The following is a 22,542-nucleotide window of genomic DNA, read 5'->3' on the forward strand; positions in this document are numbered from 1 at the left end:
CGATGACTACCATCGAGGATTTTCGAGGATCTTCAGACAGTGAATGGCTTGAGATGCTCGTGGCGAGCGTTCGGAGTCCAGTAGTTTCCGGCCTTACTTTTCCATCGTTTCCGCCGGTTGATTTGCAATCGCAATTCGTCGGCTCCGCAAACGAGAACGCGCTTAGAGAAGCCCACAGTTTTTATACTTTGATGAAGCAAACGGCTCAGCAATACGGAAAGCCGATCGGCAAGGACAGCACGTTCCTGGACTTTGGTACGGGATGGGGCCGGTTCCTTCGATTTGCTTGGAAGGATGTCGCCGAAGACCATCTTTTCGGGGTCGACATCGATCCTGATGTTATCGCGCTGACCAAATCGAACGGTGTTCCCGGGAAACTATCGACTATCGAGCCTTTGGGCTCCTTGAACATGCCGAATGCAAGCGTCGACGCGATCCTCGCCTATTCCGTGTTTACCCACCTGCCGGAGCGGGTGCACCTCCATTGGATGGCGGAATTCAAGCGCATTACGCGCCCCGGGGGGATTGTGGCGCTTACAGTCGAGCCGCGCCGGTTCTTGGAGTTTGTTGCTTCGCTCGAAGGCAAGGTTCCTGAAAGTGGCTGGCATGCGGGCCTGCAGAGGTTCTCCGCAGAAGCGAAAAATCGACTAGCCGAATTCGATGCAGGCCGGCTAGTTTACCTCCCCACTGGCGGCGGCGATCATCGCGGCGCGGAAATCTATGGCGATGCCATCTGCCCCATTCAATACTTGCGGGACAAGTGGGGGCCAGAGTTTGCGGTGCGTGTCCATATCGATGATCCCTCACGCTTTTGGCAGGCAGCCGTAATTCTGCAACGTGTTTAAGACTGCAGCCGATGCTCGAAATAGGCCCGATCCGTGAGGTGGACGACTTAAACCTTGGCCCGCGAGTGGATAATGGCGATGCACTTCTATCCATGCCCACCACCGACGCCGGCTCTTGCGTGATGTCCTCTGGTGCTATGTTGCCGTTGGGGAGCATAGCCAAGATTCCGCCTCAACCCGGTGGAAGAAATGTGCCAATATGGTGTGCGCCGGAGGAAAAAGTTTACGTCGGCGAAATTCGCGCCATACGTCTCACGAATTGTTACTACCTGCCAAAGTTTGGCATATTGATCGACTCAACCGGCCGCATTAGCAAGACGAGCTTCGATGAGGCGCGGTTTGTTGTTGGTGATTTGACTAACCTTCCAGATGTTCGCGTGGACGGTTCGGGGGCTTTCTTCCAGATACCTCCTGATACAGAAATTCTTGACGATGCTGTCGTGTTCATGCCCTGGGGAGCCATGTCCAACTATGGACATTTCATCCTCGATGCACTGCCTTCTCTGTTGTTGTTGAACAAGCTCTCAGCCCCCCGGCAGTGGATCATGGTTTCACCTGCAATGTCGGCTTGGCAGCGCAAGTTGTACGATCTGGTTTCGAATGAACTCGGAAATTTGAGGCTGACGATTGTCGAGTCGGACGTCGTTTTCCTGCGTTCTGCGCTATTTTTTAGCACGATGAACCACTTCCTCCATCACGGCGGAAAGGTATGGGGGGATCTGAGAACTGCGTTGCTTGCTACGGCACTGCCGTCGCGGCCTACACCAAAGCGCGTCTTTATCGTGCGTAACGACGTAAAGCGGGCGTTCGTCAATCAGTCGGAGATCCTAGAGAGACTCTCAGAGCTCGATTTCGAGCCAGTTGCTCCCGAGCGGCTTTCAGTCGAAGAGCAGCGAGAGCTCTTTTCTCAGGCTGAAATCGTAATAGGCGTTTCCGGAGCGGGGCTTGCCAATGTCATTTTTTGCCGACCGGGAACGAGCGTGGTTGAGATCCAGCCAAGCCTTGGGCAAGGGATCTGGGTGCGAAACGTCTGTATTCACCTCGATTTGGGGTGGGCGCCTTTCTTTGTCGAGAGCGCGCCCCCGGACGTAGTCCAAATTGTTGGAGGCAGCGCTCGTCCAGAGATCGGAATTTCTTTTCACGTTCCGGAAGAGCAGTTTTTGGAACACGTTCGCCAAGTCATCGACACAAAGACCTCCAGATCGGAAAAATGAACGCCGCACTCGCACTTTCCCTCATTCGCCGCGAGGTTGCCGGCCGCTATCGCGGATCTGCGCTCGGGCTTTTCTGGTCGCTCCTCAATCCGCTATTCATGTTGGCCGTATATACCTTCTTCTTTGGTATGGTGATGAAGTCGCGTTGGGCCACCCCTGACGGGCAGAACGTCACGCATTCCACCGGAGAGTTTGCCGTCATTCTGTTTTGCGGGCTAATCGTCTTCCAGTTTTTTGCCGAGGTGATTTCGCAGTCGCCCGGCTTGATTGTGGCGAACGCAGGTTACGTCAAGAAGATTGTATTTCCGATCCAGATTCTACCTGTTGTTTCAGCCGGCGCCGCGTTGTTTCACGCTGCCGTCAATCTAGTCGTGCTGCTCGTCTTTGCCTATGCCGCGTTTGGGAATATTCCTTCAACCGTCATTTTGGCTCCGGTGATTTTCACTCCGTTGGTTTTTTTGGTGCTTGGCATCGCCTGGTTTCTGTCTTCAATTGGCGTGTACTTTCGAGACATGAACCAGATCGTAGCGCCGCTCGTGACTGCGACCATGTTCCTGTCCCCAGTATTCTTTCAAAGGACATCACTTCCGACATGGCTGCAACCTTGGCTTTCACTCAATCCACTTGCAATTCCCGTCGAGAGTTTCCGAGCAGTGGTTCTCTTCGGTATGCAACCGGACTGGACGTCGCTCGGCTACTACTCGCTAGCTGCGATCTTGGTTGCCGTTCTCGGCCACCAGTTTTTCCAGAAGACTCGCAGGGGCTTTGCTGATGTCCTCTGAAAAGCTTGGCGTTGAGTTCGGAATTCCAAAGTCGGATATTGCAATTCATGTGAGCGGCGTTTCGAAACATTATGTGATGTTCGAGCGACCAGAGGATCGCTTCAAGCAGATGGTAGTGCCCCGACTGGAACGACTGTTCGGCAGGCCTTCCCGTCGCTACTTTCGAGAATTTGCTGCACTATCCGATGTTTCGCTTGAGATCGGCCGAGGTGAAACGGTCGGCATTGTCGGGCGCAACGGCTCGGGCAAGTCGACCTTGCTGCAGATTATCTGCGGTACGCTGCAGCCAACCAGTGGCTCGGTTAAGGTCAATGGCCGCATCGCTGCCCTACTCGAACTTGGTGCCGGCTTCAATCCAGAATTCACCGGCCGAGAAAATGTCTTCCTCAACGCCGCGATACTCGGCGTACCGCGTAAGGAGATGGAATGGCGTTTCGACGAGATCGCACGGTTTGCCGATATAGGTCCGTTTATTGATCAGCCGGTAAAGACCTATTCGTCGGGCATGTATGTGCGCCTCGCCTTCGCAACCGCCATTAATGTTGATCCGGACATCCTCGTCGTGGATGAGGCGCTTGCGGTAGGTGACGAAGCCTTTCAGCGCAAGTGCTTTGCTCGAATCGAAGACATCAAGGATAAGGGCGGTACCATTCTCTTCGTTAGCCATGGTGCCCAAGCGATCGTGCAACTATGCACACGGGCGATCTTGATCGACAGCGGAGAGAAGATACTCGAAGGACGACCTAAGGCAGTAATAAGTCAGTATCAACGTTTGGTGAATGCAACCGCAAGCGGTGCTGCGGAGATTCGATCCGGCATCGTTGCCATGCGGGATGCAAACATATCTATCGGTGGATCTGCGGAGCGGTCAGCCGCCGAAGCCAGAATAGAAACTGAGGGCCAGAATGCACGGCCGACAGAAATCTCCACCGGGGCTACGTCTGACTTAGGTGATTTCGATTCGTCGTTGATCTCAAAATCGATAGCCTATCAAGAAGAGCGAGGTGCCCGAATTCGCGACGTAAGAATCGTGACTGTGGGAGGAGAGAAAGTTAACGTACTTAAGCTTGGACGAAGATATTTCGTGGAGTACTGGGTCGACTTCGTGACGAGCGCTTCGCGCGTGGGTTTCGGTATTGGAATAACAACGACAACAGGTTTGCATGTAGCTGGCGCCAAGTGCCGGGCATCCAGAGTTGCACTTGCTGCTGCGGGTTCGTCTCTGAAGGCCAAATTTGAATTTACGTGTCTGCTGCTCCCTGGACATTATTTTATTACCTGCCAAGTGCGCGGATTGCCGGAAGAGGACGAGGTGCCTCTCCACCGCATCATTGACGCGATGGCCTTCAGAGTGGCTGAGGAGGATGAAAAACTGCCCGCAGGCTTAGTCGACCTCTCCATGGTAGTGACGATTGAGCGGTGAGTGAAGAATGTCTCTCTCTTCTTCCGGATTCGAATCTCAGTTTCCCGAAATTTTAAAGGCAAGTAATGGTGTTTCGATCGCATTTGTGCATGCTTGGCCTTCGACTTTCAACATAGGCGACTATCTTTCAAGTCCGAGGCATTATTTCGAGTTCGAGTGTTATTCAGTTGAAGAATGTCATATTAAAAAAATACTCATTGTAGGCGGTGGTGCGTTTAATGATCTTGGCGACAATATAGGATCGTTAATAGAATCGGATAGAAAGATAGCGTGGGGGATTGGTCAAAGCATTTCATCTTCTGTTAGATCGTCCAGAGCCGCTGGATCAATCTCGACAAGTTTCTCATTTTTCGGTTCGCGGGATCGTGCTCTTGTCGCGACTAATTCGACTTTGGTCCCTTGTGTGAGTGTTATGGGAGATATTGTTGACATCCCTCCTGGAGCGGGGCTGGGAGTTTTTTTAAATCAAAACCCCGCGGCCAGTGGAAATACGTTCATGGATGCGCTCTCCTCCATGAACGTTGACACGGTACTTGGTACTAACGCGCTTTCGGAGGCAGAATTTCGTGTTAGGTTCGCGCGTACTGGAAGGATTGTAACCAACTCATATCATATCGCCTACTGGGCCCTCTTGTCGGGTCGACAGGTCGCGCTAATTGGGTACTCGTCTAAATTCGCCAGTCTATTCGAGCTTTTCCAGCTTCCCGATAATATCACTCGATACGAGCGTGGCGATGACGCTGGCTTGGCGGAAGCGATTAGCCGTGCGCTGGCTGGTCGATCGTTCTCTTGTCTTCCTTCCCCAGGCGAAATAAAGATGGCATTCAGGCAACTGAATATAAATTATGCCAAAACGCTGGTTCGTGAGGGCTTATTTAGGAAAATCGAATTGTTGGAAGACAATAAGATACAAAAAAGGATAAGAGAAATAGAGGTGTGGAAGAAATATGCCTTAAAAAGGAGATAAGTACAAATTAGGCCGTCCATTTTGTTTCATCGCTAGAATGAAGTAGTTGGAATCGCCGGAAGACAGTGTCATTTTGGTGAAGTCGGCGGAAAACTTCAAGAAGAATTGCTGAGGCAACGGTTGGTTTATCGCATAGGGATCTCAGTCTCCCGTTTAGGTTTGCCACCATATCTCCGCCGCCGACAATGAAGGGTGTTACGCCATCGAAAAGCGTCATGCTGCCTTCTGGAAAGCGTTCATATTCTCCGGATCCGTTAGCCCTCATCCAATTTTCGGTTTCGTACAATTTCACGGTGTTCACTAGGAGAGAACCGGCAAGGCCCAGCGCCCGCTCTGTTCGATCAGGGGAATGGTCGGCAATTGTATCACAGGCTGAAACCAGCCAACGCGTGTTTAATCGCTCTAATAGAAGAGGGCCAGCTTCTTTCCAGATTTTCTGGAAACGCCTCCAGCAACGTTCCTCGACCACACGCCGTCGCAAAAGCACGATTATAGCTGCAAGTGCGTATTCAACCTCGCTTCGCCCTACAAACTCCCGTCTCACCATAGCGAGATGTTCGGCAAGATCGTCTTTTCGTCCGACTGAAACGATCGAGGCAGTCCCGGTCACCGTGCTGGTCGCGAGCTCGGCGATGTCACGTGTGAAAAGAGACTCTAGACCTCCGACTAAACGTTGATCGCGTCGTCGAAAAGGGAATCTTACCCTAGCCATCGCCAATTTCCCTTATGGTCGTGACGACGTATACAAGACTCTAATTGAAAGGCCGGAGTTCCGTTAGGTTCAAAAGGGCTGTCGAAGTCACCTGTACGCGGGACCAATAGCCCGTGAACTCGTCTCGATCCATTGCTTGAAAGTCAGCTATGATTTTCCCGTAATTTTCCGAGAGCGTGTTATTCGCAGGGTTGAGGTCTGTAATTAAGACCAGCCCTGTCGGCGCGCTGTCTATGATCGTGAGTGAAAGCTCTGGGCGATATTTCTGCAAAGTGGGGACCATCTTCCACACATCGCCTGTCCACCAGCCTGGAAATGCTGAGTGAGGATGGTTGGCATCGGCCATATCCCGAGACGTCATATAGAACCCTGGTGGCAAACAATCGTGCAAAGCGATGACTGATTCGGGAGCGCAGTGCTTTTCTGTGTTTATGAAGTCTCGAAGCAGGAATTCAAATAAATGCATGCCGTCAAGAAAGGCAAGATCAATGGGTCTTCCAAGTATAGCCGACGGATTGTGCTGTTCAAAAAAGGCATCACTCGTTTGCTGAAATAGCTGGCAAATCGGTTTTCCACCTATGATGTTCGTCTCGCATCTAAAACGCGGATCAACACCGATCGTCGCGCATTCAGCTAACTTGATCGTATCGCCAAATTGGACACCAATCTCAAAATATGTCGTTGGTTTCGTCTTTTTGTGGATGTCTTCCAGCAAGCTAATATACGACTTGCCTGAAACACGCTCTCTGAAGTCGACGTCCCGCATCGTTGGCTCTCCTCTGGTCGGCATTTGGCAGTGGAGCGTCCCGCCCAGAGTCCGACTGCATGTCATCCGGTGACACATCTATTTTGCCCTAACGCGACAGGCAACATGTGAATTGATTCTTTTCGGGCGAGTGTGACGGGAAGAACTTCTAGCCCTCCCTCGCCCTGCGCTAACGCGATAACCGGGCGACGGGTCGGGGATCTGCAATCTGAAGTGGCGGTGGACGATATTTTGTCCTGGGCCTGCCTGATGGCATCTTCGCGCCTACTCAATTGGCTTGAGGATGGTGATGGCAGTGACGCAGGACGGTCTGAACGGCTTTGATGAAGAATTCCTGGCGAAGTGGGAGCCAACATCGAACCGGGAAAAGTGCTTGGCGCGCGGCGTTCTCTATAGGGAACAAAAGGGCCTTGAAATAGGCGCTCTTAATTTCCCTACTCTACCAGTCGGTGATGTCTCCTACGTCGACTATGCGTCGACTGAAGAACTGAAAAAACGGCATCGCGACCATCCTAAACGGGTACAAAGGATGGTGGATGTGACGTATGTGTGGCCCGGCTCCGGCTCTCTGGCTGCAATTGTCGGTGACACCGATGTCTTCGATTTTGCAATCGCATGTCATGTCATCGAGCATGTGCCCAATGTCCTTGGATGGTTTAGAGGCATCGGCGAAGTGTTAAAGCCAGGAGGCGTGTTCAATCTCGCCATCCCGGATCGTAGATACACTTTCGACATCAGGTGCCCATTAAGCACAATGGGTGAGTTGGTGGAGGCAGATCTTCTTGGATATGTTCGCCCGAGCATCAGGCAGATGTTCGATCATACGTACTATGCCAAAGCCATCGAACCAGGAGCTATCTGGAATATCGATGTCGATGTCGACGCGACCCCTGCATTTTCCGGATCGCCAGCTCCATTCTTGGCTTTGCAACAAGCATACGAAATTAGGGACAATGCATCTTACATCGATAGTCACTGCTGGATATTTACGCCGTCTTCGTTTCTCGACCTGATTGACGGCGCTTGCAGGTTGGGCCTCTTTACCCTGGTTCCGGATTTTCTCGAGCCGACGTCCCCTGGCCAATTCGAGTTCTATTTTTCCGCGAAGAAGCCACCAGTTGAGATGCCAGAAGAAGCACTGAGGTCGCTGCAGGCCGAGAAGATCTCGTCGATCCGCAACAGCTTGCGCAAGCGAGACAAGGAACTGCGCCTGCTCATTTCGTAAGCTGCATCGCCAAGCATGGCTCTTTGATTTTACGCAATTCCGGACGGAAAACCGCTCACACTTTTCCTGGAATTGCTCTAGGAAAGACGCGGATTTCGAGTTGTTTTTGCTGTTGACAGCCGGGGGCGGCCGGGCTCATTGCAATGAGCGTCGGCAGTCTTCCAACAGCAAAGCAGACTGATGAAATTCGGCTCAAGCGGCGTTCGGGGTTTGGCTTCCGAATTGGTTGGAAGGCCAAGCGGACTTTATACCGAAGGTTTCGCCCGGCGCTTGCGGTCGACCGGATTTCAGCAAGGCAAGGTCTTCGTCGGGCGCGATTTGCGCGACAGCAGCCCAACGATTGCCGAAGACTGCATGGCGGCATTGGCCGCGGCCGGCTTCCAGCCGGTCGATTGCGGTCCCATCCCCACGCCCGCGCTCGCCTTTTACGCCCGCCTGCACGGCGCCGCGGCGCTTATGGTGACCGGGTCGCATATTCCCGCCGACCGCAACGGTATCAAGTTCTATGGGCCGAAGGGCGAGATCGACAAGGCGGACGAGGCCGCGATCACCGCTCATGTCGCGGAACTGTCGGATCGATATCCCTGGCCGCCGGCCCATGCGGACCGGCAAGCCGGCCATGAACAGGCGCTCGCGGCCTTTCGAGATCGTGTCGACGGCATTCTGCTCCCTCGCGCCCTTTTCGGAATGCGTCTCGGCGTCTACCAGCACAGCACGGTTGCGGCGGAGCTGCTGGTCGAGGTCCTGCGGTCCTACGGCGCCGAGGTGATCCCCGTCGGGAAACTGGAAACCTTCGTGCCCGTCGATACGGAGGCCGTCGACCAGGAAACGATGGCGAGGGTGAAAGACTGGGTGCGCGAATTCGAATTCGACGCCGTGCTCTCGGCCGACGCCGATGCGGATCGCCCGCTTGTCATCGACGAAAATGGCGAGCTGTTCCGCGGCGACCTGATCGGTCTGGCCACGGCGCTGTTCCTCAAGGCCGACATTGTGGTGACGCCGATCACCTCCAATTCAGGCATCTCCGAGGCTTTCGGATTCGGCGTCAGGAGAACGAAGGTCGGATCCCCTTTCGTCATAGCGGAAATGGACGCCGCGCGGCAGACAGGCGGCATTATCGTCGGCTTCGAAGCCAATGGCGGGGTTCTTCTGGGGTCGGACTGCGTGGTGAACGGCAGGTTTTTGTCGGCGCTGCCGACACGGGATTCATTTTTGCCGATCCTGGCGGTGCTGGGCACGATGGCATCGTCCGGAAAATCGCTGTCCGGCCTGCGCGAAACCTGGAGGCTTCCGGTCTGCGCCAGCGAACGGCTCGAGAACTTCCCTGTCGAGAAATCGCGCGGCTTGATGCGAAAGCTCGCCGACCGCGACGCCTTGCAGCACTTCCTTGCCCCCTTCGGCAGCGTCTTGGACGTCGATGAGACCGACGGTCTCAGGGCACGGATAACCAGCGGCGAGATCATCCATCTGCGGCCTTCCGGCAACGCTCCCGAATTTCGGTGCTATGCCGAGGCCGCCAGCCATGACAGGGCGAGCGAGATTGTGGCAATGGCGCTGGAACGAGCGCGCGACACCACACTGGCAGATGAATCAGAAGCCATATAACGAAGATGGAGCCGGCGATCGCCGCAGGCCTTGGGCGCGGCCCGCTCTACAATAACGGGGACTCGTGCCCCACGTCTCGCTCGAGCCCTGAGAGCATCGATGACAAGAACGGCGTTGATAACCGGCATTACGGGGCAGGATGGCGCCTATCTGGCCCAGCTCCTGCTTTCGAAGGGTTACCGAGTCCACGGCCTGGCGCGGCGGTCGAGCACAGCCGATGTCAACACCACGCGCCTGAAATGGCTGGGGATCGAAAACGACGTGCGGATCGTGGACGGCAACCTGACGGACCTGTCGGGTCTTAGTCGAACCATGCGCGACGTAAGGCCGGACGAGGTCTACAACCTTGCCGCACAGTCTTTCGTCAAATCCTCATGGCAGCAGCCGATTCTGACCGGAAATGTCACCGGTATCGGCGTCACCAATGTTCTGGAGGCGCTGCGTCTCGAGATCCCCGCGGCGCGTTTCTACCAGGCGTCGTCGTCGGAGATGTACGGCCTTATCCAGGAGCCGGTGCAGTCGGAGACCACGCCTTTCCATCCCCGCTCTCCCTATGCGGTGGCGAAGGTCTACGGTCACTGGATCACCGTCAATTATCGCGAGAGCTTCGGCCTGCACGCTTCGAGCGGCATCCTGTTCAATCACGAATCGCCGCTTCGCGGCATCGAATTCGTGACACGCAAAGTCACGGACGCCGTCGCGCGCATCAAGAAGGGCCTGGCAAGGGAACTGCGCCTGGGCAACATCGACGCCAAGCGCGACTGGGGCCACTCCAGGGACTATGTCCGCGCCATGTGGCTGATGCTGCAGCAGGATCAGCCCGACGACTATGTGGTCGCCACCGGCAGGACGACGACGGTGCGCGATATGTGCAGGATCGCGTTCGAGCATGTAGGGCTGGAGATGGATGACCATCTTTTCATCGATCCCGACCTGTTCAGGCCGGCGGAAGTCGAAATCCTTCGCGGCAATCCGGCCAAGGCAAAGGCGAAGCTCGGATGGGAAGCCACGATCTCCCTGGAGGATATGATCCGCGAAATGGTGGACGCCGATCTGGCGCGCCACTCGGCTGCCAGGAATTGAAAGGAAGCTCTTGCATCTACAGGTCGATGACTTGACGCACCGTCTTCTGCCACGCATCCGCGTGCGGACAATTCGTCGTGGTCCGTGAGGCCGGCATGCGCGTTTTGATAACCGGCGCCAACGGTTTCGTCGGGCCCTATGTGGGCGACGCGCTGCGCAGGATTTGCGGCCGCGAAATTGCCATTGTCGCGACCTCCAAGGATGGTGGTCCGCATCCCGCCTTCGGCCAGGTGGAAGAACTGGACGTGACCGATCCGGCCGCCGTCCATGATGCCATTGCCCGTCACCGGCCCGCCCATGTCATTCACATGGCGGCGGTCGCCGCCCTGGGTGCTGCCCAGGCCGATCCCCGCAACACATGGCGCATTCATGTGGGCGGCGCGCTCAACGTGGCCCATGCCGTCCTCGACAAGGCTCCGGACTGCTGGCTGGTTCATGTCGGATCGGGCTTGGTCTATGGCGAAAGCGCCAAGACCGGACGCCCGCTCGACGAAGGCACGCTGCTTGCTCCGATCGACGACTACGCCGTGAGCAAGGCCGCGGCCGACCTCGCGCTCGGCGCGCTTTCGCGCCAGGGGTTGAAGTGTGTCCGAATGCGCCCCTTCAACCATACGGGCCCGGGCCAGACCGAGGCATTTGCCGTGCCGGCCTTCGCCATGCAGATCGCCCGGATCGAAGCGGGCCTGGCTCCGCCGGTGATCCGCGTCGGCAATCTCGATGCGAGGCGCGATTTCCTGGATGCACGCGACATCGCCAACGCCTATGCGCGCGCGGTTCTGAAGAGCCGCGATCTTGCGCCGAACGCCATTTTCAACCTTGCGTCCGGCCTCTCCTGGCGGATGGGAGACATCCTCGATCGGCTGCTGGCCCGCAGCAGCGTCAAGATCGTCACGGAGCAGGATCCGCTGCGGCTGCGGCCGAGCGATCTGCCATGCATCGTCGGCGATGCGACCCGCGCCCGGACCCTGCTCGGCTGGGCGCCCGAGCATCCCTTCGACGATACGCTTGCGGCCGTCCTGGAGGATTGCCGCGCACGCGTGGCCCAGGCGGAGGCAAGGACACATCGCCTGCTTCCCTGAAGCCGGAGCTGAGCCGCTCCCGCGCCAGCACTGCTCGAAGCAGCCGCGCGACGCGTGCGGCTTACGATCCACCGCCGGGCGATCGGCGACGAACTGGCCGGAAATGGCGCCCCGCCTCGCTGCCGATTTTAGTTGATCTCCCGGCATTGAGCTTTGCGCCGCCTCGTCCTATAAGGCCGCGCGCAGCGCGGCATGCCCGCCTGCTGGGGCGTCGCCAAGTGGTAAGGCATCGGTTTTTGGTACCGACATTCCCAGGTTCGAATCCTGGCGCCCCAGCCAACCTCCACATCAGCGCCGAGCTCGAACGGACGATCGGTCAAGGCGTTTGAAGCATCGCGTGGTTCGACCGGAAAGCCGTCGGACATCAGGCGCCTTGAATGGCGATTGCGGTGGTGAGCAGGATCAGGCTCAGCATCGCCAGTGCCGCGCGGATAACGTGCGACAGTTCCCAGCGGTTGCGCAGCGCTGTCCACTCCTGCGCTGATGGGAGCGGAGCTCCGTCGCTGCCTTCAGTCGCGAAGAAGCGCTTTGCCGGCGCGTTCAATTCCACGTCCTGCAGCCAGTGCTTGTTGACCGGCTGGGTCATGAACCAGAAGACAAACTGCATGGCGAGGAGCGCGATCAAGGCGCCGGCGATCAGCCAGACATGGAGCGCACCGCTCGACGTCAGCATCAGCGCAAAAGTCGCGAGGATCCCACCGATCTCCGCGATGCCGCCTCCAATCGTGAAACCCGGGTAGTAGATGCGTTGGACAACGAAATACTCTTGCCTACCGAGTAGCAACTTGCCGGGCAGCTCCAGCGCGTGGGCGAGCGCCATAGCCATCGCCCCGGCCACAAGGACGACGGTCAGGACCTCCAGAAAGACATACATCGGATCGGCATCTCACTCCAGCTCGAGCGCTTGTGCGGAAGCAACCTCGTCAAGACGGAACGTGATCCTGCCGACCGAGTTCCCATCGGCGTACGCTCCAATTCCGCCGGGCAGCGCGCTGTATGGGCCGTGAGCTGGGCGAAACACCGCGATCGTTTCGACACCTAAACCTTTTCCGCCGACAGGCGTTGTTCGTTCCAGACGGACCGACAAACACCGTTCGGAGAGGTTTCAACCGATGTATTTCATGGCATTGGCCACCGATTATGATGGCACGCTGGCGCATGATGGCCTGGTCGCGGCCAGCACGATCTTGGCACTGGAGAAGCTGAAGAAGTCCGGGCGCAAGCTGATCCTGGTCACCGGGCGGGAACTGCCCGATCTCAAGGAGGTGTTTCCCGAACTTTCCCTGTTCGACAAGGTCGTCGCCGAAAACGGCGCGCTGGTCTACACGCCGGCCAGCGAGGAAGAGCGCACGATCGCCCCCTCGCCTTCCGCGGATCTTGTCGACAGGCTCAAGAAGCGCGGCGTGAAGCCGCTGTCCGTCGGCCGCTCGATCGTCGCCACCTGGGAGCCGCACCAAGCCACCGTGCTCGACGTCATCAAGCAGCTCGGGCTGGAGCTGGAGATCATCTTCAACAAGGGCGCGGTGATGATCCTGCCTTCCGGCATCAACAAGGCGACCGGGCTGGTGGCGGCGCTAGACGACCTGAAGCTGTCGCCGCACAATGTCGTGGCCGTCGGCGACGCCGAAAACGACCACGCCTTCCTCAGGGCTTCGGGCTGCAGCGTCGCGGTGGCCAACGCGCTGCCCGCCGTCAAGGAAACTGCCGACCTCGTCACCAGGGAGGCGCGCGGCACGGGCGTCGAGGAACTGATCCGCAAGCTGATCAAGCACGATCATCTGGTGGCTAAGAAACGCTTGCGCGGCGTGCTGCTCGGGACCTCGCGCGGGAAAGAGATCTATCTGTCGCCGATGGAAACGGTGCTGATCGCCGGCAGCTCGGGCATCGGCAAATCGACCTTGGCCATAGCGCTCACCGAGCGGCTGGTCGAAAAGGGTCTGCAATTCTGCATTTTCGACCCCGAGGGCGACTATGACGAACTGAAAGGCGCGGTGCCGCTCGGCAACGGCTCGACCGCGCCGAACAAGGAACAGTTGCTGGAATTGATCGAGAAACCGCAGACCAATATCGTGGTCAACGGCCTGGCGCTGAAGGTCGATGAGAGGCCCGATTTCTTCGCCGAATTGCTGCCCGGCCTCGGCAATGTCCGCTATCGCACGGCAAGGCCGCACTGGCTGATCATCGACGAGGCGCATCATTTGATGCCCAAGCGACGCGGGGATACGCGATCCGTGCTTTCGATCGAGCTGCCCGGCACGGTGCTGATCACCGTCCATCCGGAAGCGATCTCGACCGATGCGCTCGGCCTGGTGACGGCGGTGATTGCGCTTGGGCCCAAGGCAAAGGGCGTGATCAAGACCTTCTGCAAGGAAACGGGGCTCCAGGCTCCAAAGAACATGCCGTTGCCCAAGGACGACCGGGTGCTGTTCTGGCGGCCGCACGACGGCAAGAAGCCGTTCACGATAAAGGCAATCGAGCCCGACCAGTCGCTGAAGCGCCACAGCCGCAAATATGCAGAAGGCGAACTCGACGAGGCGGGCAGCTTCTACTTCACCGGTCCGAGGAAGGCGATGAACCTCAGGGCCCACAATCTCATCATCTTCGCGCAGATGGCGGAAGGCATCGACGACAGGACATGGGAATACCATCTGCGCGCCGGCGACTACTCCAAATGGTTCCGCCAGCAGATCAGAGACGAGGACCTCGCCCGAGAAACGGCTGAGGCGGAGAAGAACAAGACATTGTCGGCCGACGAGAGCCGCAAGCTGGTGATCGACGCCGTGCGCCGCCGCTATACGGCGCCAGCCTCCGCTGCGGAGAAGTAGGGCAGATTCGCCAGCCCGAACCGGCCGAGCTCTCAGCTCGCCTCGCGCATCGCCTCGGCGGCCTGCAGATCGACCGAGACCAGTTGGCTGACGCCCTGCTCGGCCATGGTGACACCGAACAGCCGGTCCATGCGCGCCATGGTGATGGGGTTGTGGGTGATGATGACGAAGCGCGTCTCGGTGGTCTTCGACATCTCGTCCATCAAATTGCAGAAGCGCTCGACATTGTGGTCGTCGAGCGGCGCGTCGACCTCGTCGAGCACGCAGATCGGCGCGGGGTTGGTGAGGAACACCGCGAAGATCAGCGACATCGCCGTCAGCGCCTGCTCGCCGCCGGAAAGCAGCGTCATGGTCTGCGGCTTCTTGCCGGGCGGACGGGCGAGGATTTCCAGCCCCGCCTCCAGCGGATCTTCCGACTCGATCAACTGCAGCTCGGCCGTGCCGCCGCCGAACAGATGCGAGAACAACCGCTGGAAATGGCCGTTGACCACCTCGAAGGCCGACAGCAGCCGCTCGCGGCCCTCGCGGTTGAGGCTCTGGATCGCCTGGCGCAGCTTGCGGATCGCCTCGATGATGTCCTCGCGCTCGGAGACGATGGTCTCCAGGCGCTCCGACAATTCCTTCTGCTCTTCCTCGGCGCGCAAATTGACGGCGCCGAGCCGCTCGCGCTCGATCTTCAGCCGGTCGAGCTGGCGTTCGATCTCGGCCATGTCGGGCATCGGATCGTCGGCTTCCAGGCCGGTATGCTTGATGACCAGATGCGGCGGCGTGTTCAGCGCCTCCTGGATGCGCGCCTCGATCTCGGCGCGGCGTTCATCCGCCGCGGTCAGCCGCTCCTCGGCGCGAACGCGGGTTTCGCGTGATTCGGCGAGCGACTGGATGGCGGCGGTGGCCGCCTTGTCGAGCTCCGCCTGCTTGTTTTCCGCCTCCTGCAGACGGTCGCCAGCAGCCTTGCGCAGCGCCTCGGCCTCGGAAAGCTGCGTCAGCAGGGCGCGGCGCTTGGCGTCGATCTCGTCGGGCGCATCGGCCAGCCTCTCGCGCTCGGCTTCGGCTTCGGCCTTGCGCTCGCCGAGCGCCGCGATCTGCGTCGAGGCATTTTCGGCGCGCTCCAGCCAGTTCCTTCGCTCGGTGCCGATGGCGTCCAACCGGCGAATGCGCGCCTCGGCCTCGCGCCGCAGCCCTTCATGCACGGCGCGTGCATCGGCAAGCGTGGCGCGGTCGCGCGAGACGTTGGCGGAAGCCTGTTCGAGCTGAAGCTGCAGGTCGCCGAGATCGGGCGCGTCCTTCAGCATCTCCTCGGCTTCGAGAAAGGAGGCCTGCGTCTCCTCGTGGCTGTCAACGATGCGAGCGCGTGCCTCTTCAAGCGCGGCGCGCCGGCTCAACAGCTCGCCGCCGGCCTTCTCGGCCTCGGCCAGCGCGTTGCGCGCGGCATCCAGCGCATGCTGGGCGTCGCGGCCGGCCTGGCGCGCATTGCGCTCGGCCTCACTTGCCTGGCGCATCGCCTGTTCGGCGCGCGCCAGCGCTTCCTCGGCCTCGCGCACGACGCGCGTCGCCTGCACGGCTTCGGCGTCGAGCTCGGCCAGACGGTTCTTCTGCGCCAGCCGCTGCGCGGCGGCGGTCGGGGCATCGGCGCTCGCGGTCAGGCCGTCCCAGCGCCAGAGCGCGCCGTCTCGGCTGACCAGCCGCTGGCCGGGCGAAAGCTGCGCCTGGAGACGGCGGCCGTCGGCGCCGTCGACGATGCCGATTTGCGCGAGGCGGCGGGCAAGCTGCGGCGGCGCGCGCACGACGCTGGCCAGGCTCTCCACGCCTTCAGGCAACGCCGCATCGCCGGGCTGCACCGCGCTTTCGCCCCAATGCACCGGAGCGCTGCGGTCAAGCGGGACGTCGAGATCCTCGCCGAGGGCCGCGCCAAGCGCGGTTTCATAGCCGCGCTCGACATTGATCTGCTCCAGCACGGACGGAAAGAGATCGCCGCTGGCGGCATTGAGGATCTTGGCCAGCGTGCGCGCTTCGGTCTCGATGCGCGCCAGTTCGGCCCTTGCATCCTGCAGCGGCGGGCGAGCGGCGCTTTCGGCCGCGCGCGCCTCGGCGACGGCCTGCTCGGCGGCAATGGCGCCGGCCTCGCTCTCTTCCAGCCGAGCCAGCGCGTCCTCGACCAGCAGGCGCTTCTCGGCCGGATCGGGCAGGCCGGAAATCCGCGCGACGACATCGGAAAGCTCGCGGTCAACCTCGGCGAGCTGGCGGGCGAAGCGGCCGCGGCGCTCGGCGGTCTCGCGCAGCGAGCGCTCGATCTGGTGGCGCGAGGCGGCCGCCTCGGCGCGCTCGGCAGTCAGCGCGGCAAGTTTCGCCTCGCTTTGCGACAGCGTCGCGCCGGCCTGCTCGAAGGCGGCGCGAGTGGTCGCCTCGCGCTCGGCGGCACCGGCGTTCTCCGAATTGAGCTCGGCCTCCTCGGCGCGCAGGCGCTCGAGGATGTCGGCATTGTCGCGCACCATCCGCTCCTCGCGGGCGATGTCGGCGTCGAGCTGCTGCAGCCGACGTTCGAGCTCGGTCTGGCGCGCACGGATGCGGCCGGCCTCTTCCTCGATCTGGGTCTTGGCGATCGACAGGCGCTGGAAGGCGGCTGCGGCGGCAGCTTCCGCGTCACGCAAATCCGGCAGCCGGTGCGCGGCTATGCCCTGCTCCCTGGCCGCCGCCATCTGGGCGGCGGCGCGGTCGCCAACCAGCGTGGTGGCGACCGCAAGCGCTGAACGTGCCTCGCCTTCCTGCGCCTTGGCCAGCGTCCAGCGCAGATGCAAGAGCGTTGCCTCGGCCTTGCGGATATCGGCCGACAGGTTCTTGAAGCGCGAGGCCTGGCGCGCCTGGCGCTTCAGGCTCTCGATCTGGCCTTCCAGCTCGCCGACGACGTCGTCCAGTCGCTCGAGATTCTGCTCGGCACCCTTCAGTCTGAGCTCGGCTTCATGACGGCGCGTGTGCAGGCCGGAAATGCCGGCCGCCTCTTCGAGCAGCGCGCGACGGGCCTGGGGCTTGGCCTGGATCAGCTCGCCGATGCGGCCCTGCCCGACCATCGAGGGCGAGCGCGCGCCTGTCGACTGGTCGGCGAACAGAAGCTGCACGTCCTTGGCGCGCGCTTCCTTGCCGTTGATGCGGTAGAGCGAGCCCGCCTCGCGCTCGATACGGCGCGACACCTGCAATTCATCGGCATCGTTGAAGGCGGCGGGTGCCGTGCGATCGGTGTTGTCGAGGAAAAGTGTGACTTCGGCGGTGTTGCGCGCCGGCCGGGCACCCGAGCCCGAGAAGATCACGTCGTCCATGCCGGACGCGCGCATGTTCTTGTAGGAGCTTTCGCCCATCACCCAGCGCAGCGCTTCGACAAGGTTCGACTTGCCGCAGCCGTTCGGCCCGACAATGCCGGTCAGCCCGCGTTCGATGACGAACTCGCCGGGCTCGACGAAGGACTTGAAACCGAGGAGGCGAAGGCGCGAAAACTTCATTCGCGCCGCCCAACACTACAGGCGTGCGCGCCGAAGCCGGACCGCTTCGGCGCGGCCTGGATGTCAGAGCAGAGGGTCGATGATGGCCGACATTTCCTCAATCGACATCGCCCCTTTGTAGGTCTTTCCATTGATGAAGAAGGTCGGCGTCGAGTCGACCTTGAACTCGTCCGCTCCGCGTTTCTGGACTGCTCTCACATCGTCCAGAAGTTTCTGGTCCGTCAAGCAGGACTCAAAGGACTCCTGTGTAAAACCGGCCAGCTTGGAGATCTGCAGCAGCGCTTCCTTGGTGTTGCTGACGCCAACCCAGCTCGGCTGCTGCTTGAACAGCACGTCGACCATGGCGAAGTAATTGTCCTTCGAGCAGCGCGCCAGCATGAAGCCGGCCTCGGCGCTCGGGTCGAACGGGAATTCGCGCAGGATGTAACGGGCCTTGCCTGTGTCGATATATTTGGTCTTCAGCTCAGGGAAAGTGGTCATGGCGAAATGCGCGCAATGCGGGCAGGTCATCGACGCGTATTCAACGATGGTGACCTTGGCGTCGTCCTTGCCGAGCTGCTTTTCGGGCAGCGCGCCGGGCTTGAGCAGTTCCGCCATGTCGACGGTGCCCTGCGCCTCGGGCACCTGGGCCGCCGCCGGCGTGGCGGCCGGCTTGGCAGGCGTCGACGGGTTGGCCGGTTTCACATCGGCGGCCTTGGCCTGCTCGCCGGAGTCGCTGCATGCTGCAAGCAGCGCCACCGCAGGAACAGCAGCCAGCGTGGTCAGAAGGTTTCTGCGAGACAGACTTTTGCCAAACGGGGCACGGTTCATGCGAATCACCTGATATCGGTTGGATTTTGCAATGCAAGGGCTAGAAAAGGCGAGAGTTGGCGCGAATTAAGGCATCGCGATCCCCAATCCAATCGGGAAACTCGATCATGAGCATCACGAATGCGCGAGATCGGTAACGCATTCATGACGCTTCTTACGACCCTTTGGGCTTCCTTTCACCCATAATCGTGGCGCCGAGCCGCTCCAGCGAAGCGCGCAGGCCGTCATCCTCGATCTTGCCGACCATGCGCGAAAGCTTCGATTTCTCGGCGTCGCTCAAAGGGCGCGGCGCCGGCTTTGGGCGCGCCTTTTGCGAAAGCACCGGTTTTTGCAGAATCTTGATGCGGCCGACCGCGTTGAAACCCAGGAAGGCGTTGACGCGGTTGATGACCTCGCCGGCCTCGTGCTGCAGATGCAGCGCAGCCATGCCTTCGCAGGCGATGATCAAGGTCGCCGGCTCGAACGGGTCGTCCTCATGCAGCCGGCGCGGCCACTGGATCTTCTCTGGCCGCGAGTAGGCGGCCAGGCGCGGTCCGGCGATCTCTTCCCAGGACTGCACCAACCCTATCGAGATGCCGGCGCGCTTCTTCAACACCGGATCGAGGATCTCGGTCGCGAGATCGCTCACCGGAACGGGATTGCCGAAGGGCCTTTTCCCTGCCATGTGCGTTCTCCAGTCCCCAGCTCATCCGATCAATGACACCGCTCGATCAGACCCGCAAGGCATCACAGAAGGCCCCGTCCGGCGATACGGGATCCGGAGATACCAGCAAAGCTGGATCCCGGGATATCGGGGCCCGCCTGCTTGCCTGGTATGATGCGCATCATCGCGACCTGCCCTGGCGCGTGACGCCGGGCGCGTTTGCGCGCGGCGCAAGGCCTGACCCCTATCGCGTCTGGTTGTCCGAAGTGATGCTGCAACAGACCACGGTCGAGGCGGTAAAAGCCTATTTCCGCAAGTTCGTCGAGAAATGGCCGACGGTCGAGGCGCTGGCGGCGGCACCCGCCGAGGACGTGATGAAGGCCTGGGCCGGGCTCGGCTATTATTCCAGGGCGCGCAACCTGAAGGCCTGCGCCGACCTCGTGGCGCTGCGAGGCGGCCGCTTTCCCGACACCGAGGCGGGCCTGCGCGAATTGCCCGGCATTGGTGCCTACACCGCGGCGGCGATCGCGGCGATCGCCTTCGACCGGCCGGCGGCGGTCGTCGACGGCAATGTCGAGCGGGTCGTGGCCCGGCTCTATTCAATCGAGACGCCGCTCAGCGAAGCCAAACCGCAAATCCGCGCCCTGGTGGAAAAGCTGGTCCCGCAAACGCGGCCCGGCGATTTCGCCCAGGCGATGATGGATCTCGGCGCGACGATCTGCACGCCGAAGCGGCCGCGCTGCATGCTGTGCCCGGTGCGCGAGGATTGCAGCGCCATTCTCAGCGGCGATCCGGAACGCTTTCCGGTCCGCCTGCCGAAGGACGACAAGCCGCTGCGCAAGGGTGCCGCCTTCGTCGCCGAGCGCGATGACGGCGCCATCCTCTTGCGCAAGCGGCCCGACAAAGGCCTGCTCGGCGGCATGACCGAAGTGCCGACCACCGCCTGGACCGCCAGGGTGGATGGCGCGACGACCGCGGACGCCGCGCCTTTTCCCGCCGATTGGCGGCGCGCCGGGCAGATCGGCCACGTCTTCACCCATTTCGCGCTCGAGCTCGACATCTTTCATGCCCACGTCAAGCGCGATGCGCCCGACGGGCATTTCTGGTCGCTGGCCCATGAAATTTCCGGGGAAGCGCTGCCCACCGTCATGAAAAAGGTAATCGAGACGGCCATACCGGGCGCGACCAAAAAGCAGCAGCATTGAAAGGACCGCAATGACCGAAATCCGCCATATCGTCTTCGACATCGGCAAGGTGCTTATCCATTACGATCCGGACATTCCGTTCAGCCGCCTGATCCCCGATGCCGAGCAGCGGAAGTGGTTCTTCGACAATGTCTGCACGAGCGCCTGGAACATCGAGCAGGACCGCGGACGGACATGGGAAGAGGCCGAGGCGGCGCTGATCGCCGACCATCCCGACCACGCCGATAACATCCGAAATTTCCGCCGCCACTGGCATGAGATGGTGCCGCATGCCTACGAGGATAGCGTCGCCGTCATGCTCGGCCTGATCGAGAGGGGCCACGACGTGACTATGCTAACCAACTTCGCCGCCGATACGCTTGCCGAAGCCAGGCAACGTTTCGATTTCCTCAACCGGCCGCGCGGCGTCACCGTCTCCGGCGAGATCGGCCTGATCAAGCCGGATCAGGCGATCTACGACCATCACGTCGCCGCATTCGGGCTCAAACCGCCCGCGACATTGTTCATCGACGACAGCCAGAAAAATGTCGATGGCGCCAAAGCGGCAGGCTGGCAGGCCGTGCTGTTCACCGACGCCAAGGCGCTTAAAGCAGACCTTGAGCGGCTGGGGATTGCAGCCTGATCTGAATCGCTTGCGGCGATCCGTTGATGTTTCAGCTTCAGGCGGATCAGGCCCCCGCCCGCTCCATGCCGAGGCGCGCGATGCGGCGCAGCTCGTCGATCGGGGTCAAGCCGCCGCTGCGCTCATAGTGCCAGAAGGTCCAGCCGTTGCAGGCATCCAGCCCCTGCACCTCGGCGCCGATCTTGTGGATCGAGCCGGCGCTGTCGCCGATGGCCAGCGTGCCGTCGGCGCGCACTTTCGCCGCCCAGCGCTTCTTGGCGTCGTAGAGCGTGGCGCCCGGCGTCATCAGGCCGTTGTCGATCAGGCTGATGAAGGCGACGCGCGGTTCGGCGCGCTTGCCGGAAAGCACGGTGAGATCGGCGCTTTCCAGCGGGCGCACCGCGGCGATGCGCTCATTGGCGGCATCGATATAGGCTTGTTCGCGCTCGATGCCGACAAAGTGGCGACCAAGGCGCTTGGCGACGGCGCCGGTGGTGCCGGAACCGAAGAAGGGATCGAGCACGACGTCGCCCGGCTTGGTCGAGGCCATCATGATGCGGGCAAGCAAGGCTTCCGGCTTCTGCGTCGGATGCAGCTTGTTGCCATTCTCGTCCTTGAGCCGCTCGCCGCCGGTGCAGATCGGGAACAGCCAGTCGGAGCGCATCTGCAGGTCGTCGTTCGAGGCCTTCAGCGCTTCGTAGTTGAAGGTATAGCCCTTGGCCTTCTGGTCTCGCGAGGCCCAGATCATCGTCTCATGCGCGTTCTGGAAGCGGCGGCCGCGGAAATTCGGCATCGGGTTGGTCTTGCGCCAGACGATGTCGTTCAGGATCCAGAAGCCGAGATCCTGCATGCGGGCGCCGACGCGGAAGATGTTGTGATAGGAGCCGATGACCCAGATGGTGCCGCTGGGCTTCAGCACGCGGCGCGCCGCGAGCAGCCAGGCACGAGTAAAGGCGTCGTAGGCCTCGAAACTCTCGAACTGGTCCCAGTCGTCGTCGACGGCGTCGACCTTGGACTGGTCGGGCCGGTGCAGGTCGCCGTCGAGCTGCAGATTGTAGGGCGGGTCGGCGAAGATGACGTCGATCGACTTTTCCGGCAGCCGGTCGAGCGCGGCGACGCAATCGCCTTTCAGGATGGTATCCAGCCATTCGGACCGCTGGGGAGCGTGGGAAAGCTCGTCGAGAAGACGCATGGCAGACATCAAAACACCCAAAGCACGCGTTACGGTTTACTGACTGTTATGGTTACCGATCAGCGTAAACATTC

Annotated in this window: 18 protein-coding genes and 1 tRNA gene; 13 read left to right on the forward strand and 6 right to left on the reverse strand. The window is 60.3% G+C overall.

The window, feature by feature from the left end; translation table 11 throughout:
• Positions 1 to 2: 2 nt before the first annotated feature.
• From FJW05_RS20500 to FJW05_RS20520, 5 genes are read left to right on the forward strand one after another with little or no spacing between them, the layout of a single operon-like run.
• Complete coding sequence (locus FJW05_RS20500; protein ID WP_140635229.1) at positions 3 to 845, forward strand: class I SAM-dependent methyltransferase; 843 nt, start codon at positions 3 to 5, stop codon at positions 843 to 845.
• Between the two features lie 11 nt (positions 846 to 856).
• On the forward strand, positions 857 to 2,059 hold the full coding sequence (locus FJW05_RS20505; RefSeq protein WP_140635231.1) for a glycosyltransferase 61 family protein: 1,203 nt from the start codon (positions 857 to 859) through the stop codon (positions 2,057 to 2,059).
• The gene (locus FJW05_RS20510; RefSeq protein ID WP_140635233.1) at positions 2,056 to 2,841 is read left to right on the forward strand and encodes an ABC transporter permease; all 786 of its coding nucleotides are present in this window, start codon (positions 2,056 to 2,058) and stop codon (positions 2,839 to 2,841) included. Before FJW05_RS20505 ends, FJW05_RS20510 begins: the two co-directional genes overlap by 4 nt.
• A complete protein-coding gene (locus FJW05_RS20515; RefSeq protein ID WP_140635235.1) occupies positions 2,831 to 4,264 on the forward strand; it encodes an ABC transporter ATP-binding protein in 1,434 nt (477 codons plus the stop codon). Before FJW05_RS20510 ends, FJW05_RS20515 begins: the two co-directional genes overlap by 11 nt.
• Before the next feature lie 7 nt (positions 4,265 to 4,271).
• Positions 4,272 to 5,231, forward strand: coding sequence for a hypothetical protein (locus tag FJW05_RS20520; protein WP_140635237.1), 960 nt, complete (start codon positions 4,272 to 4,274; stop codon positions 5,229 to 5,231).
• Positions 5,232 to 5,983: 752 nt separating this feature from the next.
• Here the strand turns inward: FJW05_RS20520 and FJW05_RS20525 are convergent.
• Positions 5,984 to 6,709 carry a class I SAM-dependent methyltransferase gene (locus FJW05_RS20525; protein ID WP_181165020.1) on the reverse strand — a complete coding sequence of 242 codons (726 nt, stop codon included), beginning with the start codon at positions 6,707 to 6,709 and terminating at the stop codon, positions 5,984 to 5,986.
• A 289-nt stretch (positions 6,710 to 6,998) separates the two neighbouring features.
• On the opposite strand from FJW05_RS20525, the gene FJW05_RS20530 reads away from it, so the two are divergent.
• The 5 genes from FJW05_RS20530 to FJW05_RS20550 all read left to right on the forward strand — a co-directional run bounded on the left by FJW05_RS20530 (position 6,999) and on the right by FJW05_RS20550 (position 11,980).
• Positions 6,999 to 7,934 (forward strand): class I SAM-dependent methyltransferase, encoded by a 936-nt coding sequence (locus tag FJW05_RS20530; RefSeq protein WP_181165021.1) that lies wholly within the window; start codon positions 6,999 to 7,001, stop codon positions 7,932 to 7,934.
• Positions 7,935 to 8,114: 180 nt separating this feature from the next.
• Positions 8,115 to 9,539, forward strand: coding sequence for a phosphomannomutase (locus tag FJW05_RS20535; protein ID WP_140635243.1), 1,425 nt, complete (start codon positions 8,115 to 8,117; stop codon positions 9,537 to 9,539).
• 99 nt (positions 9,540 to 9,638) lie between these two features.
• On the forward strand, positions 9,639 to 10,622 hold the full coding sequence (gene gmd, locus FJW05_RS20540) for a GDP-mannose 4,6-dehydratase (RefSeq protein ID WP_140635245.1): 984 nt from the start codon (positions 9,639 to 9,641) through the stop codon (positions 10,620 to 10,622).
• 95 nt (positions 10,623 to 10,717) lie between these two features.
• Positions 10,718 to 11,701, forward strand: a complete 984-nt coding sequence (locus FJW05_RS20545) for an NAD-dependent epimerase/dehydratase family protein (RefSeq protein WP_140635247.1) — start codon at positions 10,718 to 10,720, stop codon at positions 11,699 to 11,701.
• Between the two features lie 204 nt (positions 11,702 to 11,905).
• Positions 11,906 to 11,980 (forward strand) — tRNA-Gln (locus FJW05_RS20550).
• 85 nt (positions 11,981 to 12,065) lie between these two features.
• Here FJW05_RS20550 and FJW05_RS20555 read toward each other — a convergent pair.
• The gene (locus tag FJW05_RS20555) at positions 12,066 to 12,575 is read right to left on the reverse strand and encodes an anthrone oxygenase family protein (protein WP_140635248.1); all 510 of its coding nucleotides are present in this window, start codon (positions 12,573 to 12,575) and stop codon (positions 12,066 to 12,068) included.
• Between the two features lie 238 nt (positions 12,576 to 12,813).
• On the opposite strand from FJW05_RS20555, the gene FJW05_RS20560 reads away from it, so the two are divergent.
• Complete coding sequence (locus FJW05_RS20560) at positions 12,814 to 14,526, forward strand: HAD family hydrolase (protein WP_140635250.1); 1,713 nt, start codon at positions 12,814 to 12,816, stop codon at positions 14,524 to 14,526.
• A gap of 32 nt (positions 14,527 to 14,558) precedes the next feature.
• On the opposite strand, the gene smc is transcribed toward FJW05_RS20560, so the two are convergent.
• From smc to FJW05_RS20575, 3 genes are all read right to left on the reverse strand, one after another.
• Positions 14,559 to 18,017 carry a chromosome segregation protein SMC gene (gene smc / locus FJW05_RS20565; protein ID WP_140635252.1) on the reverse strand — a complete coding sequence of 1,153 codons (3,459 nt, stop codon included), beginning with the start codon at positions 18,015 to 18,017 and terminating at the stop codon, positions 14,559 to 14,561.
• A 63-nt stretch (positions 18,018 to 18,080) separates the two neighbouring features.
• Positions 18,081 to 18,827 (reverse strand): DsbA family protein, encoded by a 747-nt coding sequence (locus FJW05_RS20570; protein ID WP_140541554.1) that lies wholly within the window; start codon positions 18,825 to 18,827, stop codon positions 18,081 to 18,083.
• Positions 18,828 to 18,981: 154 nt separating this feature from the next.
• On the reverse strand, positions 18,982 to 19,491 hold the full coding sequence (locus FJW05_RS20575; RefSeq protein ID WP_140541553.1) for a DUF721 domain-containing protein: 510 nt from the start codon (positions 19,489 to 19,491) through the stop codon (positions 18,982 to 18,984).
• A gap of 32 nt (positions 19,492 to 19,523) precedes the next feature.
• Here FJW05_RS20575 and mutY point away from each other — a divergent pair, with 32 nt between their 5' ends.
• The gene (mutY, locus tag FJW05_RS20580; protein ID WP_140635254.1) at positions 19,524 to 20,675 is read left to right on the forward strand and encodes an A/G-specific adenine glycosylase; all 1,152 of its coding nucleotides are present in this window, start codon (positions 19,524 to 19,526) and stop codon (positions 20,673 to 20,675) included.
• 10 nt (positions 20,676 to 20,685) lie between these two features.
• Positions 20,686 to 21,297, forward strand: a complete 612-nt coding sequence (locus tag FJW05_RS20585) for an HAD family phosphatase (RefSeq protein WP_140635256.1) — start codon at positions 20,686 to 20,688, stop codon at positions 21,295 to 21,297.
• Positions 21,298 to 21,343: 46 nt separating this feature from the next.
• Here FJW05_RS20585 and FJW05_RS20590 read toward each other — a convergent pair whose 3' ends face one another.
• Positions 21,344 to 22,477 carry a site-specific DNA-methyltransferase gene (locus FJW05_RS20590; protein ID WP_140635258.1) on the reverse strand — a complete coding sequence of 378 codons (1,134 nt, stop codon included), beginning with the start codon at positions 22,475 to 22,477 and terminating at the stop codon, positions 21,344 to 21,346.
• Positions 22,478 to 22,542 lie beyond the last annotated feature (65 nt).

The sequence above is a fragment of the Mesorhizobium sp. B2-9-1 genome (genome assembly GCF_006439455.1).
GTDB lineage: Bacteria > Pseudomonadota > Alphaproteobacteria > Rhizobiales > Rhizobiaceae > Mesorhizobium.